Origin of the sequence: Candidatus Brocadia sp., from assembly GCA_021646415.1 — a bacterium.
Classification (GTDB): domain Bacteria; phylum Planctomycetota; class Brocadiia; order Brocadiales; family Brocadiaceae; genus Brocadia.
Window position 1 is genome coordinate 1 of the sequence record SOEU01000042.1, and the last position, 16,688, is coordinate 16,688.

Sequence of the window (16,688 nt, forward strand, 5' to 3'; positions counted from 1 at the left end):
GATCAATAAGTCTCCCCGGTGTTGCAACCAGAATATGCACCCCCTCTTTAATCCTGGCAATCTGTGTCTGTTTGTCAAAACCACCATACACCGCATACGGAATCACTGCCGTCTGTGCCGCAATCTTTTGTATCTCTGCCACATACTGCATACATAATTCACGCGTCGGGACGAGCACAAGTCCCTGAATAGCGTTAAGGGCAGGATCGACTTTCTGAATAAGCGGGATCGCACAGGCGGCCGTCTTTCCTGACCCAGTCTCGGCAAGAGCACAAAGATCCTGCCCTGCGAAAATTACCTGATACGTCGCCTCCTGAATGGGGGTCATTTCATCATACCCCATCTTATCAAGCGCTTTGAGGATGTTTGAGGGAAGGTCAAGTTCACTAAATTTCATGTGTTTTTATTTTTCCTTTTTAATGTTTTGTCTTTACGCCTCTGCGATGAATTAAACTGTTACGAAAGTAATAATGGATTATTTATAAATTACCTCTTTTCTCTGTAATATTAGCATAAATTTTCATGGGATGTTAGAAATTTCCCGGGACATAACCCGAACGTGTCGGAAAAGACCGTAGTGGCAAGGCGCGCCTTGCCACTACATAAAATACTTTTGCCGAAAATGTAAAAATAATTTTTATAAGACACTACTGTGGTCTGGTCCAACTTACTGCCATTGAATTAGCGCAGTGGATTCAATAGGTATTCCAGTCCGTTCAGCTTGATTTCATAGACACACTCAAGCATATTGCCCAATTCACCTTTCGGGAATCCCTGCTGGGCAAACCACACAATATACGCATCAGGCAAATCAATCAGTAATCGACCTTTATATTTGCCAAACGGCATGCGAGTCCGCACAACCGTTAAAAGATACTCTTTATTCGAAAACATGTCGTCCAGTTTTCCTTGCATGTATAAGGGCATTTGATTCATACCTGACAGCAAAAGTAAACAACGTTTTCCCAAACCGTCATCAGGAAAGATGTATCCCCTTTAGCACATATATCCTCACAGGAAACAACGAGAAGCTTTATTGTCTTACATACGATCAACTTTGGCAAACCGATAATACAAACTGATATGCTTTTTGTCAAACTATCCAATCCTGAATTTCTTTTCTTTCTGTCTTCTGCCCCCATCTCCTTTCGTTATCCTTTGTTTCTCATTGCTTAGTAAGTAATGCATCTAAAAAGCAGTAATAAGTGATCCTGACAAAGCCGTCCACCTAGTTTATGGGATATTCTTTGATAACTCTTTCCTTCTCTGGTAAAATAATTCATAATTCAAAAATCATTTATAGTAAGTGAGGGAAAAAAATGTCTTTAGAAGAAGGAAATATCCGTGTCTGAATGGATTCACATAGAGAAGGACCCGAAACATCGTGCTAGGGAAAAGCTGAAGGCACAGGAGATGAAAAAATCCCAGTGGTGGAAGAACAAGATTTCCCAGGGGATATGCTATTACTGCCAGGAAACCTTCCTCCCGGATGAACTAACCATGGATCATGTGGTACCACTAGCGAGGGGAGGTAGAAGTACAAAGGGGAATATCGTACCATGTTGTAAGGGGTGCAACAATAAGAAAAAATACTTAACCCCGGCAGAAATCGTATTAAACAAATTGAAGCAGCAGGATACAGCAGAACATTTTAGGAAATAAAGCATTGAGCCGGTAAACAGGCATTACTAAATGATCTGATTTGGCAGGAAATCACCACTTGAAACGCTCTCGCAGATTATCCTTTTCTACGAAATCTTACTCGCGGACACCTTCTGCTTTTATGCCACCAGTCTCCCGTCTGTGCAAACATGGTGTATCCACCTCTACCTAATTTACGATTTTTGTTTTATTTCAATCAGGTTGCCAGAAAAATCCTTGAGGAAGTAGACGGTCTTATCCTTATGCCTTCCCATGATAATATCCACGCTGGACAGCCGCGCCTTTTCTGTAACTTCTGAAAAATTATTCAGCATGATACCGAAATGGGTGAAATTGGGGTTGGCGTGATGAAAATCAGATATGAATACCTCGATCTTTATCCCGGTTTTTTCAAAAACGAGCACTTTGATCTCCCGGGAAAGAGAAAACAATTGTTCTGAAAGTTCCGGGGTCAGGAGAATTTCTCGTGTTTTTTCAAGACCTAAAAATCACGATAAAATTGTAGCGCCTGTTCTTCGCTCTTATTTGTGATACCAATGTGATTTAATTCCATGACATATTATAATAATTAATCATTTAATATGCAAGCACAAGATGCCTTGGAAACTTTTCCCCAAGTAACTCGCTGCGGTATCATCCATCAGTAGCCCAACTTTCTGTGAAAGTTGGGCTAGAGCAGTGTATTGCATGCCACTCAGTTATGACCCCTGGCGTTGTAAGGGATTATAAGAAGAGTGCACATTCAAGGGCAGAACCGAGCCCAACGGGTTGTGATACCTGTCATGGTAATAACCACCAGAAACTGACCATGCCGTCATCAAAGGCTTGTGGTACCAGTGAGTGCCACGAGACGCAGTACAGCGAGTCAGGTCAGGGTGGTACGGTTCACATGCTTCCTGTTCGAGCTTTGCCCAGGTGGAATGCGCATGGTCAATTGAGAGACCACCAGGGGATACGGCTGGTTGTACATTCTGCCATACCAGCTCAGAAGAGAGGTGCAGCACCTGCCACCAGAGGCATCAGTGTGCGACGATTGTCACTCACCAAGGTTTGCAAAGGAAAACTTACAGGCATTGGATGAATCCGTTAAGGATGCAGGTTTGAAGTATCGTGAGACGTTCAAGGTAGCTGAAGACCTTGTCAAGGATGGTGTTGCTGATCCGATGCCAAAGGACTTGTGCCCTGATTGGTCAGGTCAGCATGTCTGGAGTTTGAAGATTGGTGCATACCATGATGGTCCTGAATACGGCGGAAAGACGGGTGAGTCAGGTGAGTTCAGGATGTCGAACTGCACAGATATTGAGAGGCTTTGCTTCAAGAGCGTTGGATACTTCCAGACCTACATTTACAAGGGTATGGCACACGGTTCATGGAACGACGCCACATACTCGGATGGTTCGTTCGGTATGGATCGTTGGTTGGTCAACGTAAAACAGGATGCTTCCCAGGCAAGGAGACTTGCAGCGATCGAGAAGAAGGTTGGCATTACCTGGGTTCCGGAGAGTTTCTGGAAGACAGGCGAATGGCTTGATCAGATGACAGGTCCTTACATTGTGAAGAATCACCCTGGAAAGACGATCTTCGATCTGTGCCCGGATCCAGGTTGGTTAGATACGCACCATGCACCTGCTGAGGAAGTTGAGTACATCAACAGAAAGTTAAAGGAACTGGGTATGAAAGACGGCAGCGCCGAACACCATCCCGATCCTGGTGCGAGGTCTATGGAGCCACACTAGCCCGACGGGTCTTCTCCTCGCCAATCCTTTCATACTCTCCTTCCTGAAGCACGCGCAGTAACTTGCTTTGTAGTTCCAAGGGTATATCTCCTACCTCATCAAGAAAGAGTGTCCACGGTCTGCAAGCTGGAATCGACCCATCCTATCCCTCAGCGCTCCCGTGAATGAACCCTTTACGTGTCCAAAAAACTCGCTCTCAAAAAGTTCTCGGGGGATGGAAGCACAGTTGACTTTAATGAGGGGTTGATTTTTCGCTTGCTTCTTTGATGAATTGCATGGACGATGAGTTCTTTTCCCGTCCCGGGCTCCCCGTGAATAAGCACCGTTGCGTCGGTAGGTGCAACCATCTCTATATTGCCGAAGAATATTTTGCAATGCAGGGCTCTGCCCCACAATGGTTCCAAAGGTAGTTACGTCCCGGACCTTATCGCGAAGATATTCGTTTTCCAGTTCCAGCCGATGGCGTAATTGTTCGCTTTCCTCAAATGCCCTCGCATTGGCTATCGCTGATGCGGCATTGTAAGCAAAGGTTCGGAGCATCACCAGGTACGATTGATCCAGGACCTTTCGGCTAAAAAGGGCGAGCACGCCGAGAGTTTCATTCCGAAACACAAGCGGTTGCCCTGCAAAACTGGCTATTTTTTCCCGTTTTGCCCATTCCTGGTCCAGCAGCCAGTTTGGATGCTCGATGATGTTGTTGCGCAAAATAGCCTTGCCTGTTCCACCATTATTGCCTATTTTCCCGGTGGCAGTAATATCATTTGGCTCCGTTGTGTAAAGGGGAAATCGTTTATAATGGTCTTTAAGCCAGGTATAGCGTTGTTTGTTATGAAACGATAGACCATTGCTTGCCACCAGATGCAGGCATTTTGTTTGATCAGGGCAATTTTTCAACCAGGGGCAGATATTGCATATATCGCCCGGTTCTATGAGCCAAATTCTGGCTAGAACAACATCTGGGTCGTCAGCCAACCCATTCACGATATTACGAAAAACAACATCCACTGACCGTTCATTGGCTACTGACAGGGCAATGGATTGAAAAGAATTCAAGATTCATAATTTGCAGTGTAAATACGGATTTTTATAATGATTTGTATTCTTTCAGTAATTTCCTGAATTTGTTAACCGTCACTTCATATACTCCTTTTCCGGCAAAGTCAACCCCGGCATCTTTCAGGATTTCAAGCGGTTCTTTATGCGATCCTGCACCCAGAAAAGTCAGGTAATCTTCGACGGCGCCTTTTATGCCGGAGGTTACCCGCTCGGATAAGGCTATTGCAGCAGACAGACTGGTAGCATATTTATATACATAAAAGGCATTGTAAAAATGGGGAATTCTCGCCCACTCGTAGTTTAACTGCTCATCAATAACCATCCCCTTACCCAGATAGGCCTCAAGATTTTTCCGGTACATGTCGGTTATGCTTTTTGCAATCAATACCTTGCCGGATTCTGCCATCTCATGAATATCCTTTTCAAAATTTGCAAACATGGTCTGCCTGAAGAAAGTTGCCTCTATGCGTTTCATGCTGTGATAGAGAAAGAACTTCTTCTCTTCAACGGATTTGGCAATCTTTGACATGTGATCAAACAGTAAAGCTTCATTGAATGTCGAGGCCACCTCGGCCAGAAAGATAGGATTTTGATAATAGAGATAGGGTTGATTTTCAATGGAGTAATCACGATGCAGGCAGTGACCGAATTCATGTGCAAATGTTGAAACATCAGAGAACTTTTCCGTATAATTTAAGAAAATTAATCCCCGGCTCGCATAACTCCCCCAGGAGAATGCCCCTGACCTTTTGCCGGGAGATTCAAATACATCAATTACCCTTGCACGAACAGTAGAATCGTATTTTCTGAGATATTCTGCGCCAAGAGGTTCAAACGCTGTACGAACCAGTTCAATAGCCTCCTCATAGGGATATTTCTTATCAACCTCACGAACCAGGGGGACATAATTATCATAGAAGTGTAATTCTTCAATTCCAAGCTCTTCCTGTTTCAGGGCATTGAACTCGCTGACCACATCAATATTTTCCTTTGCGACTGCTATAAGATTAATAAAAACCGTGGTTGGCACGTAATCGGGAAACAGGGACATTTCCAGCATTGACGAATAGTTGCGCACCTTCGCCATCTTAATGTTTGCCAGCACGTTTGCAGCGTAGGTATTTGCCAGGACGTCAATGTTCTGCAGGTAAGGCCGGTAATAATAATCAAACGCTTTTTGCCGGAGAGCACGGTCGGGTGATTCTAACAGTTGCGCGTACCTTGCATGAGAGAGGAGGATTATTTCTCCCTTGTGTTCAAATTCCTGGAATGAAATATTATTATTATTGTAGGCCGAAAAAATATCATCGGGCTTACTCAAGGCAATTTCCAGTTCCGCCAGGACAGTCTCCGTCTCTTCAGAAAGGATATGAGGTTTGTACCGGGCATAACTTTCCAGATAGAAGCGATACCCTGCCAGTTGAGAATTTTCACGAATCATGGTATCGATATCATCCCGTGATAAAGAGGATAACTCTTTTTTTATGAAAACAGTTTGTGCAGAAATCTTCGATGCGAGCAGTTCGATACGACTTTTCATCTCTTCATATACAGCATTTCTGGTATCCTCAAAAAAGCGGACATGCGCATACACATGTAAATTTTCTCTCATGATAGAATAGTTAATATAAAACTGCATGAACTGCCCGAACTTGCGGGGATTGGCAAGTAAGCCTTTGAACTCAAGAAGCCGGGGAAGTTCTTTTTCCACCTTCCGGCAGTCTTCTTCCCAAGTATCATCCGATGCATACAAAGCAGACAAATCCCATTTGTATTTGTCTTCTATTTGATCTCTGGTTCTATTCTTGCTCATACTATATTTTTGCGCCTCCAGGATTCCGCTATCAAATATCAAAGATATAAACTTGGATACATTATTTTGTACTTTAAAAAAATCGTGGATGTTTCTTTTTAGAAATGAAAGTTTTTCCCGTAAAGTAGTAGACAGAACAGGGTTTTATTGTAGGCTTGATTTGTATATGGGGTAGGACATCAATGAGGAGTTTACTTTGGCCTATTATAGGTCATTTTGGAAGTTTATCAATAATCTTATTTTTCCTTGCAAAACATCTCTTTTGTTTTTAAGACTGTAAATTGCTTAAATATTGCCTTACACTCCCTCTTCCGTTTACCGTACCATGTTAATATCTTTTTAGATGTTTCTTGCTATCCCCTTGATTATGTCCCTGATTTCTGGTACATTTACTTTTTTATAGTGTATTCCTTCCTGGTTTATTGTTGTGAAATCTTACAACTCTGGATATAGAGAGGAATGCTCTTGTCTTCTACCCTTCTTAAATTTATACAAAATTTTTCACTACCAGGAAAACATGCCACAAGAGCTGACCTATACAATAAGTCGGACAATTATACGTATTTACACACGATTGATGCTCAGGCTGGATGTCATTTGGAAGGCATCGCTCCCATCGGGACCTATGCTAATTGTCGCCAACCATCCTAGTTGCTCTGATCCCATCTATCTGGCATCGATCTTTCCCCACCCCGTCAAAATTCTCATCACCGATAAACCCTTCCATATCCCTGTGATAGGTGGACTTCTGCGACGATTGGGACAAGTGCCGGTGCCATCTGGAAAAGGTCGAGTTGCATTCGATTCAGCGCGGCGACTACTTGAGGCAGGTTGCTCAGTTGCTCTGTTCCCGGAGGGGTGTGTTAGCCCGCAAGAAGGAGGTTTTCACCCCCTACGCACAGGTGCAGCCCGCCTGGCGTTGCTCACAGGCGTGCCTGTCGTGCCGATTGGCATCTATCTGGACCGAGGGCGCAACTATGCCATCACCTCGACTGTTGCAGGGAAACGAACCATTGGGTACTGGTGCCTGCGCGGGACGTACAGTATAACTGTGGGACCGGCGGTGAATTATGAAGGTAATGTTGAGCACAGACCCAATGTGGCAACCGTATCGAACAAGATCATGCAGCAAATAACTCAACTGAGCCTGGAAAGTGAGCAAAGAGCAAGGGGAAGCAAGCAGTTTTCTATAGATGGGCAGAGACAGGCAGTGTTTGTAAATAGCCCTAAAGTAAGGTCAAACATTATCAGGCTGTCCTAGAACAGGCAATATCAAAGATGCGCCCCCAATCCCTTAGCCGTTCTATTTCCATATTTTCCTTATTTTGAGTTTACCATCCACGTGCATCTTTTTTTTGATTCCATCTTTAACGCCATGCTCTTACTTCCCATACTCCCTCAGTATTCTTCAAAACTTCGTTATGATATAATAATTCTGTGAAAAATGAAGCTAATATCAACAATCAATATTATAGGGGAGATTTTGAAATGGTCACGGTAGTAAATAGTATGAAATATCTTTGCCTCTTTGTAACAAAAGCCTTTTTTCTATTGGTTCTGTTTGGTGCTTGCTCTTCGCCTGCCTATACTCAGGAGAATTTGTGGAAAGAACTCAATGATAAAACCACCTCGCTTTTACAAAAAAAGAGATATGCGGATGCAATAAAGGCGGGTGAAGAGTCATTAAAGGTAGCAAAAACTACATTTCCTCCCGGCAATACCCGTATTGCTGATTCAATGAACTTGCTGGGAATACTGTACCGAACCTATGGCAGATATGCCGAAGCCGAACCTCTCTTTCATCAGGCCCTCACTATTTACAAAGAATCGCTTGGTTCAGACCATCCCTCTGCTGCCAAAGTATTGTATGAGCTTGCGGAAATGTTTCTCCTCCAGGACAAATATGCTGAAGCAGAGCCCTTTTACAAACAATCTCTTGGTATATATGAGAATGTTTTTGGCCCGGATAATCCCAATGTTGTTAATGTCCTGAACAGATTGGGAGAGCTTTATCAAGGTCAGAAGAAATATGCCGAAGCGATACCTCTCTACAAAAGAGCCTTGGCCATCGAAGAAAAAACACTCGGTTCAGGCCATCCCGACCTTGCCTCTGCAATGAACAATCTGGCAACGCTTTACTACTACCAGGGTGAAAATACTATGGCTGAGTCCCTTTATAATAAGGCGCTTGAAATATATGAAAAAGAATATGGCAAAGACCACCCTCTCATTGCAACCATATTGGAGAAAATGGCAGAATTTTATGAGGGAACCGGAAGAAAAGACGAAGCGAAACAATTAATAGAAAGGGCAAAAAAGATTTATTCAAATTATCAGAAGTAAGATATGATGTTATTTTCCAGACGTCAGCCAGGGAGGTGTGCATTGCTACCATTTTGATCCACACTCGCGATGTTGGAGATATGTGTGGCATTTCTACTGTTTTGATCGTGCCGGATGGTTATTTATTGGCAGGCAATGCACTGCCTTACCTGTCTACTGGAGCAGAGAATTGTGTACACAGCACCAGTGTGAAAAATCCGCAGTGAATCTTATCTCGGGCACGGCCTCAATGATATACATGATCGCAGTTGTACAAAAGGTCGCCCTGCCACGCATGCAGCACCTTTACCCCACGTTCTACGGCAAAACTTCTGGCGCATGCAATCACCCTTCTATTTTTCCCTAAAAAGGCCAGAAATCCTTGCCGCAATGAACATTCACAAGCAAGGGATTAAGCTCAGCAACTTCGCCTAGCCCCTTTTTCAGGGATTCTATACGCAGCGTCATTAATCAGATACGAATATGTCATTCCCGCGAAAGCGGGAATCCAGAAAAACACCGGATTCCTGGTCAAGCCCGGAATGACCGACAGTTGTAAACTCAAGTGCTATTTTTTGCGGGAATATCTAAAAGTGGTAAAGTTTTTTATTCTTCTGCATTAATATTTGGTTGTCCAGGTGGATAGATGACTAACCATCTGTTTCTATAGAATGGAGTATCCAAAGCAAGGTATCAGTATTATAAGAAATGTCAAAGAGACTGGCAGCATCCGTAACGGTAAAATGGTGTATGCTTGCCTTTCCCACCCGCTCTGTCCAAATATAAGTGATCTCTTTGACATCGTATTTTCGACCACTCCACACAAACCAGACGGGTTTGAGTTTCTTTTTATTGTCACCAAAAATGGCACCCACCTTAATGGGTTCGTTGATTTCTGTAATCATAATTGCCTTATTACCGCAGCAACCGTACCAACAATCTGCACATCTGCCTGCCCCTCTTTAATGATAATCGGTTGCATCGTTGGATGCTCGGGTTTCAATTGTATCGTATCACTCTTTTTATAAAATCGCTTTACCGTAGCCTCATTATCGATAAGGACTACCACGACCTCTCCGTTATTGGCTACAGGTTGTGGTTTAACGAGAACGAGGTCTCCATCCTGGATATGGGCATCAATCATACTGTCTCCCACTACCCGTAAAAAAAAGATATTGCTGCTACGGCACAGTGTTTTATCCACGGAAAGGTATCCTTCGATATCTTCTACAGCCGGATGAGGCACCCCTGCCCGAACCCTTCCCACAATTGGTACAGACCTTATTTCTGAGCTTCGTGTAGCTGCGTCAACAATCTCAATTGCCCGTGGGCTGTGAAATTGTCTTCTGATGTATCCCTTGCGTTCCAGAATGTCGAAGTATTTTTTAACTATGCTGGTACTGGAAAGCCCCAGCCCGTCCATACTCTCCCGTACCGTAGGCGGATATCCCCTTTCCTGAAGATATTTTTTTAAAAAAGACAAAAAATCTGCCTGTTTTTTGGTTAGCGGAGTATTCATGAGTTAAGATTTATTGGTGAACACGTGTTCACCAATTATATCCTTCTGTCCTTATTCTGTCAAGCCTCAAATGTGAGTTTTCATTGCAATTTTATTATTATCGAGGTATTCGATGGTGTATGTAAAAACATACACCATTTTCGTTCTATAGTATAATTTTAGTTGAAATAGTACGTTTCAGTATAATATCATTATGGTAATAGAAAGGTCGGCCATGTCAGGAGTGTTCCTGGTGGCCGGGCTTAAGTTTCCTAATGCGAGGAGGAGAAGGAGATGTTGAAGAGATTTGGTTATAGTCTTTTAGTTGTTGGAGCATTGGTGGTTGGTGTTGGCGCAGTGAATACAGCGCTTATCAGCACCGCTATGGCAACGGAAGCAAAGTGTGACAAATGCGGACACTCAGCAAAAGAGGGTAAAGATTGCAAGTGTGAGTGCCATCACAAGCACTAAATAAGTAAGCCAAGTGTAACTATTTGGCAAAGTTCGAAAGATGATTACAGAAAGGCAACTCATTTGAGTTGCCTTTCTGTTTTATAGAGATTGACCAGGATCAATTATTGCTTTTTTTCACATCCGCACATCATCTTTGCCCTTACCAATCTTATCTCTTCGTAGGAATAACCATCTCCGAGTTTTTCTTTCACCGGAGTCAATCGGTCCATGCCTAATTCGCCGAATATCTCACGGATGTGGTTTTGTTTTGCCGAATCGACTATCCTGTCTATGGAGATGCCATCACCATCCAGAATAACTTTTTCCAGATGAGAAATGACCGTGGATAATGCTAAATTCCGCTTTTGTGCGATCTCATGAATGGTAAGATGTTGTTTGTAAAGTTCCAGGGTCATTTGAACAGTGGAAGCCTTTGGTTGTTTTACAGGAGATTCAGGACATTTATGAGCAATCTGCTTTGGCATGATATGGTGTTGTTCACAGTAATCGGCGATCTCTTTGAGAAAGACCTTTCCGTATTTCATCAGTTTTTGATCTCCAACACCGCTTATCTTCCGTAAACCAAGCAAGCTTTGGGGATAATAGATAGACATTTCTTTTAAGCTGGTATCATGGAAAATAACATATGGAGGCAGCCCTTCCTGATCGGCCAGTGTTTTCCTCACAGCCCTCAAACGTTCAAACAGCAAGCGGTCGTAATCCTCACCTGCATCAATTTTTTGAACGGAGATTTGTTCATCGGGTTTTGTCAAAAACACCGTTTCATTGGACAATAATACATTCCGGCACTTTTCCTGTAACTTCAATACGGGATACTTGTCTCCATCCAGCCTCAGGTATCCCAATTGAATTAATTCACGGATAAAAGCCTGCCACTGAGACTTCGAAAATTCTTTTCCAGCACCATACGTCTTGATCGTGTTGTGCTGGTTCTGTACTATTTTTTGATTTTTTGAACCTTGCAGGATGTCAATAACATAGTTAATCCCGAATCGTTCACCCACACGGTAAACGCAGGATAATATCTTTTGCGCAGCAATCGTTCCGTCAAATCGTTCCTTTGGTTCTAAACAGACATCACAACTCCCGCAATTGGGTTCGTCAAATTTCTCGCCAAAATAAGCCAGCAATAACCTTCTCCGGCAAACGTTGCTTTCACAATAGTTCGCCATCTCCCTCAATTGCCTGTATGCAGCTTGTTTTTCACCTTCGTCCGTTTTTTGATTGATAAAATATTCTATCTTGAACATATCGGCGTAACTAAAGAACAGAATACAGTCACTTTTTAAACCATCCCTTCCCGCACGGCCTGTTTCCTGATAATACCCTTCGATGCTCTTCGGCAAATCGTAATGGATCACATACCGCACATTGGGTTTGTTAATGCCCATACCAAATGCAATCGTTGCCACAATAATCTCGACGTCGTCACGGATGAACCGTTCCTGGTTTTCTGTTCTGGCTTCGGCGGTGAGACCTGCATGGTACGGCAGGGCACGGTATCCGTCCTTCTGCAGGCTCGCGGAAAGACTTTCCACGGTTTTACGGCTCTGACAATAAATAATTCCCGAATCTTTCTGTCGCCCTTTCACATAACGGAGTATATGATGATAGGGATTATCCTTGGGTTTAATTTGATAGTGCAGGTTTTTCCGGTGAAAACTTGCCTTGAAGACCTTACAATCTGACAACTTGAGCTGTGTGATAATATCTTCCTGGACAACAGGTGTAGCGGTGGCTGTTAAGGCCATAATGGGCACCTTTGGGAATCTCTCCTTCAGTAATTTTAACTGGCGATACTCGGGCCTGAAATCGTGCCCCCATTCCGAAATACAATGCGATTCATCAATGGCAAACAGGCAGACCTTTAATCCCTGTAAAAACTGGAGAAATTCCGGCATAACGAGTCTTTCCGGTGCGATATAAAGGATCTTTACTTCATTGTTTGATAAACTCCGCTTTCTTATATCAATTTCAGCATAACTCAAAGAACTATTAATAAATGTTGCCGGAATACCATTCGCCAGCAACCCATCTACCTGGTCTTTCATTAAGGCGATTAATGGAGAGATAACAATAGTTACACCGTCAAAGAGGAGTGCAGGTAGTTGATAACACAGGGACTTACCACCCCCTGTCGGCATAAGGACAAAGACGTCTCTTCGCCCCAGCGCTTCCTTTATAATATCCTCCTGAAGTGGGTAAAAGCTTGTGTACCCAAAATATTTTTGCAGTATCGTATACATGGTATTTTAGGGATAATACTGATTTTCATTTCCCGAATCAACCGGAAACATTTTGACATTCAAATATACTATGATAAACTTTGATACATGAACAACAGAATCAAAGGAAAACAAAGTACCCCCGAAGACATGGTACTCATTCCTGAAGGGCTATTTTTGATGGGAAGTACAAGAGAAGACATTGAAAGATTATTAGACCTTGACCGTAATATTGAAATCGATCGGCTGGATAACGAATTTCCTCAAAGAGAGGTCTATCTCAGTGCCTACCTCATCGATAAATATCCCGTTACCAATGCTCAATATAAACAATTTATCGAGTCCGGCGGTTATGACCAAAAGGTCTTTTGGTCAGAATCCGGCTGGCAGTATATCTTACAGGCAAACCCATTGGAAAGTCTCGATCTGGATGCCGTTTTGCATGGTGAACAGGAGTGTCCTGTTGTAAACATTTCGTGGTACGAGGCTGAGGCTTTTGCCAAATGGGTGGGAAAAAGGCTTCCTACTGAGGCAGAATGGGAGAAAGCAGCCCGCGGTACCGATGGCAGGACATATCCGTGGGGCAACGAGTTTGATAAAACGAAATTAAACTGTGCCGAAGTTAAGATAGAAAAACCAACCCCCGTCACGGAATACCCGCGGGGCAAAAGTGTCTATGGATGTTTCGACATGGCAGGAAACGTATGGGAATGGACTGCCGACTGGTATGACAGTCAATACTATCGCCATGCACCAAACAAAAATCCACAAGGACCCACCATAGCCGAAGAAAACCCTTATTTTGGAAGACCGGAAGACGTAGGCATCTCCATTTATGAATTAAAGCCTTCTGCGGCAAGTAAAATGCTGAGTGGATGCAAGGTATTGCGGGGTGGTTCGTGGAATGGGTCTGGTATTATCCATGTCCGTTGTGCAAATAGGGATTACGATGAACCCACATATAAAAACGACACCATCGGCTTTCGCTGTGCGAAGTCTTTGGAATAAATAATTCACTATCATTACCAGGTAAGTTTTCTGCAGCATGGAAATATTCCAACTTGATTGTATGGGAAATTTCAAATTCAAAGGCAGTCTCATTAAATATCAGAGATTTATTAGTCTAAGAAGGAGGGACTAAATGACTATTCTTGTTTCTGGCTCATTGGCTTATGACAGGATTATGGACTTTCCGGGAAGATTTTCTGACCATATCCTGCCGGACAAGATACACATGCTGAATGTATGTTTTATGATAAACGGTTTAACGGAGAATTTTGGAGGCACAGCCGGCAATATCGCTTACGCACTTTCCCTGCTTGGTGAAAGCCCAACCATAATGGCCACTGGAGGACGCGACTTTGAACCTTACAAAAACTGGCTAAAAAAAAATAAAATTTCCACAGAGCACATTAAAATTATTGATACGGAACTCACTGCCGGTGCATATATAACGACTGACCAATCGGACAATCAGATAACCGCATTTAATCCCGGTGCGATGAAATTCAATTCCGAAGTTAATTTTGATTTTGCGATGCCCGAAAAGACCCTCGCGATAGTTGCGCCGGGAAATCTGGGTGATATGGTTCATTTTTCAACTATTTATAAAAAGAAAGGGATTGATTACATATTTGACCCGGGGCAGTCCCTTCCTGCCTGGACACAAGAGCTTTTGACGGAGATGATACATGGTTCAAAAATCCTGATCTGTAATGACTATGAGCTGCAGTTGATTCAGGAAAAAACCTCCATGTCTGTCGACGATATTTTAGAAAAGACCAAAACACTCATTGTAACAAAAGGAGAATTTGGTTCCGTTATCATGGTGAAAGAAAATAACAAAATCAGAAGCATTGATATTCCCGTTGCTAAGGCGGAGCAGGTAAATGACCCTACCGGGGCTGGTGATGCTTACAGGGCAGGATTAATCAAGGGTCTCATGGTATCAAAAAATGATATCATTCACGCTGCAAAAATAGGGGCCGTTTGTGCTGCCTATTGCGTAGAAGTATATGGCCCCCAAAATTTCCATTTTACCCTCGAATCATTTAAGAAGCGCTTCGGATCCGTTTTTGGGGAAAGGCCTTTTTAAACGGACAGCAAACAAGAAAACAAAAGTCAGAGATTCAGAACGAAAATTCCTACAGAGAGTTATCTGGGGAAAAGTTTAGAAGATATCTTGTGCTTGCATATCGAACGATTAACCATTACAATATGGCATGGAATTAAATCACATTGGTATCACAAATACGAACGAAGAACAGGCGCTACGGTTTTATCGTGATTTTTTAGGTCTTGAAAAAACACGAGAAATTCTCCTGGACCCGGAACTTTCAGAACAATTGTTTTCTCTTTCCCGGGAGATCAAAGTGCTCGTTTTTGAAAAAATCGGGATAAAGATCGAGGTATTCATATCTGATTTTCATCACGCCAACCCCAATTTCACCCATTTCGGTATTATGCTGGATAATTTTTCAGAGGTTACAGAAAAGGCCCGGCGGTCCAACGTGGACATTATCATGGGAAAACATAAGGATAAGATCGTGTACTTCCTCAAGGATTTTTCCGGCAACCTGATTGAAATAAAACAAAAATAGTACATTAGGTAGTGGTGAACACACCATGTTTTTAATGACGGGAGGCAGCTGGCATAAAAGCAATAGCCAGAGTCCTGAATTAAGATTTCGTATAAATAGATAAGCCTCAAGAACGTTTCAGGATATGATTTCTAGGCAAAAGCAGATCATTTTGTATTAACTGTTTAGTGGCTCAGTGTTTCATTTCCCAAAATATTCTGTTGTGTCCTGCTGCTTCAATTTGTTTAATACGATTTCTGCCGGGGTTAAATATTTTTTCTTATTATTGCACGCCTTACAACACGGTACGATATTTCCCTTTGTACTTCTGCCTCCTCTCGCTAGTGGAACCACGTGATCCATGGTAAGTTCATCCGGGAGAAAAGTTTCCTGACAGTAATAGCATATCCCCGGGGAAATCTTGTTCTTCCACCACTGAGATTTTCTCATCTCCTGTGCCTTCAGCTTTTCCCTGGCAATATGTTTCGGGTCTTTCTCTACATGAATCCATTCAGACACGGATGTTTCCTTTTTTTAAAGACATTTTTTTCCGCTTTTTCCGCACTAACTAAGATTTATACCTTTTTTATAAATTATAGATTATTTTACCAGAGAAGAAAAGGGTTATCAAAAAATACCAGTATTTGATAGTTTGACAAAAAGCATATCAATTTGTATTATCTGCTTGCCAAGCTGAATGGACAGGAATACCTATTGAATCCATTACGCTAATTCAATGCCAGTAAGTTGGGCCAGACCACAGTAAGTCCTGGGAAATTCCTAACATTCCATGAAATTTTATGTTAATATACATGAGAAAAATATAGTTTTATAAATCGTTCATTATCATTTTCGTAGCAGTTTAACTCACTGCAGAGATGTTAAGGATGAGAAGAATAAACTTTAAAAAAGAAAGATAAAAATACATGAAATTTAGTGAACTTGGCCTTCCCTCAAACATCCTCAAAGCGCTTGAGAAGATGGGGTATGATGAAATGACCCCTATTCAGGAGGCGACGTATCCGGTAATTTTCGCAGGGCAGGATCTTTGTGCTCTTGCTGAGACCGGATCGGGAAAGACAGCCGCCTGTGCGATCCCGCTTATTCAGAAAGTCGATCCTGCCCTTAACGTGATTCAGGGACTTGTGCTCGTCCCGACGCGTGAATTGTGTATGCAGTATGTGGCGGAAATCCAGAAGATCGCATCACAGACTGCTGTGATTCCTTATGCGGTGTATGGTGGTTTTGACAAACAGACGCAGATTGCCAGGATTAAACAGGGGGTGCATATTCTGGTCGCAACACCGGGGAGACTTATTGATT

The 16,688-nt window shown here is 42.7% G+C and carries 15 protein-coding genes and 3 pseudogenes; 8 read left to right on the forward strand and 10 right to left on the reverse strand.

Annotated elements, in window-relative coordinates; genetic code table 11:
* Both E3K36_17320 and E3K36_17325 read right to left on the reverse strand, forming a co-directional pair.
* Positions 1-397, reverse strand: a 397-nt coding sequence (locus E3K36_17320; protein ID MCF6156950.1) for a DEAD/DEAH box helicase, incomplete at its 3' end; no start/stop codon positions are given.
* A 284-nt stretch (positions 398-681) separates the two neighbouring features.
* The gene (locus E3K36_17325) at positions 682-894 is read right to left on the reverse strand and encodes a hypothetical protein (GenBank protein ID MCF6156951.1); all 213 of its coding nucleotides are present in this window, start codon (positions 892-894) and stop codon (positions 682-684) included.
* A 519-nt stretch (positions 895-1,413) separates the two neighbouring features.
* Between E3K36_17325 and E3K36_17330 the strand changes: the two genes are divergently transcribed.
* Complete coding sequence (locus E3K36_17330) at positions 1,414-1,662, forward strand: HNH endonuclease (protein MCF6156952.1); 249 nt, start codon at positions 1,414-1,416, stop codon at positions 1,660-1,662.
* Positions 1,663-1,835: 173 nt separating this feature from the next.
* Here E3K36_17330 and E3K36_17335 read toward each other — a convergent pair whose 3' ends face one another.
* Positions 1,836-2,066 (reverse strand): hypothetical protein, encoded by a 231-nt coding sequence (locus E3K36_17335; GenBank protein ID MCF6156953.1) that lies wholly within the window; start codon positions 2,064-2,066, stop codon positions 1,836-1,838.
* A gap of 266 nt (positions 2,067-2,332) precedes the next feature.
* Between E3K36_17335 and E3K36_17340 the strand changes: the two are divergent.
* A pseudogene (locus E3K36_17340) lies at positions 2,333-3,398 on the forward strand (hydrazine oxidoreductase HzoA).
* Here E3K36_17340 and E3K36_17345 read toward each other — a convergent pair.
* From E3K36_17345 to pepF, 3 genes and pseudogenes are all read right to left on the reverse strand, one after another.
* Positions 3,382-3,745 (reverse strand): annotated as a pseudogene (locus E3K36_17345) (sigma-54 factor interaction domain-containing protein). The pseudogenes E3K36_17340 and E3K36_17345 overlap by 17 nt on opposite strands.
* Positions 3,746-3,896: 151 nt before the next feature.
* Positions 3,897-4,454, reverse strand: a pseudogene (locus E3K36_17350) (GAF domain-containing protein).
* 28 nt (positions 4,455-4,482) lie between these two features.
* Positions 4,483-6,267 (reverse strand): oligoendopeptidase F, encoded by a 1,785-nt coding sequence (pepF, locus tag E3K36_17355; GenBank protein ID MCF6156954.1) that lies wholly within the window; start codon positions 6,265-6,267, stop codon positions 4,483-4,485.
* A gap of 517 nt (positions 6,268-6,784) precedes the next feature.
* On the opposite strand from pepF, the gene E3K36_17360 reads away from it, so the two are divergent.
* Both E3K36_17360 and E3K36_17365 read left to right on the forward strand, forming a co-directional pair.
* Entirely contained in the window at positions 6,785-7,528 is a 744-nt protein-coding gene (locus E3K36_17360) for a 1-acyl-sn-glycerol-3-phosphate acyltransferase (GenBank protein MCF6156955.1), read from the forward strand.
* A 227-nt stretch (positions 7,529-7,755) separates the two neighbouring features.
* A complete protein-coding gene (locus E3K36_17365; protein MCF6156956.1) occupies positions 7,756-8,610 on the forward strand; it encodes a tetratricopeptide repeat protein in 855 nt (284 codons plus the stop codon).
* A 629-nt stretch (positions 8,611-9,239) separates the two neighbouring features.
* Here E3K36_17365 and E3K36_17370 read toward each other — a convergent pair.
* The 3 genes from E3K36_17370 to recQ form a co-directional block, all read right to left on the reverse strand.
* Positions 9,240-9,494 carry a hypothetical protein gene (locus E3K36_17370; GenBank protein MCF6156957.1) on the reverse strand — a complete coding sequence of 85 codons (255 nt, stop codon included), beginning with the start codon at positions 9,492-9,494 and terminating at the stop codon, positions 9,240-9,242.
* Complete coding sequence (gene lexA / locus E3K36_17375) at positions 9,491-10,108, reverse strand: transcriptional repressor LexA (GenBank protein ID MCF6156958.1); 618 nt, start codon at positions 10,106-10,108, stop codon at positions 9,491-9,493. The genes E3K36_17370 and lexA overlap by 4 nt, the downstream gene beginning before the upstream one ends.
* Positions 10,109-10,662: 554 nt before the next feature.
* Positions 10,663-12,807: a DNA helicase RecQ gene (gene recQ, locus E3K36_17380; protein MCF6156959.1), complete on the reverse strand. Its 2,145-nt coding sequence runs from the start codon at positions 12,805-12,807 to the stop codon at positions 10,663-10,665.
* An 87-nt stretch (positions 12,808-12,894) separates the two neighbouring features.
* Here recQ and E3K36_17385 point away from each other — a divergent pair, with 87 nt between their 5' ends.
* The 3 genes from E3K36_17385 (at position 12,895) to E3K36_17395 (ending at position 15,386) form a co-directional block, all read left to right on the forward strand.
* On the forward strand, positions 12,895-13,794 hold the full coding sequence (locus E3K36_17385) for a formylglycine-generating enzyme family protein (GenBank protein MCF6156960.1): 900 nt from the start codon (positions 12,895-12,897) through the stop codon (positions 13,792-13,794).
* A 133-nt stretch (positions 13,795-13,927) separates the two neighbouring features.
* Positions 13,928-14,881, forward strand: coding sequence for a carbohydrate kinase family protein (locus E3K36_17390; GenBank protein MCF6156961.1), 954 nt, complete (start codon positions 13,928-13,930; stop codon positions 14,879-14,881).
* Positions 14,882-15,008: 127 nt separating this feature from the next.
* The gene (locus E3K36_17395) at positions 15,009-15,386 is read left to right on the forward strand and encodes a hypothetical protein (GenBank protein ID MCF6156962.1); all 378 of its coding nucleotides are present in this window, start codon (positions 15,009-15,011) and stop codon (positions 15,384-15,386) included.
* Between the two features lie 180 nt (positions 15,387-15,566).
* Here E3K36_17395 and E3K36_17400 read toward each other — a convergent pair whose 3' ends face one another.
* Positions 15,567-15,815, reverse strand: a complete 249-nt coding sequence (locus E3K36_17400; protein MCF6156963.1) for an HNH endonuclease — start codon at positions 15,813-15,815, stop codon at positions 15,567-15,569.
* A gap of 476 nt (positions 15,816-16,291) precedes the next feature.
* Here E3K36_17400 and E3K36_17405 point away from each other — a divergent pair.
* Positions 16,292-16,688: DEAD/DEAH box helicase (locus tag E3K36_17405; GenBank protein MCF6156964.1), on the forward strand; the 397-nt coding region annotated here is incomplete at its 3' end.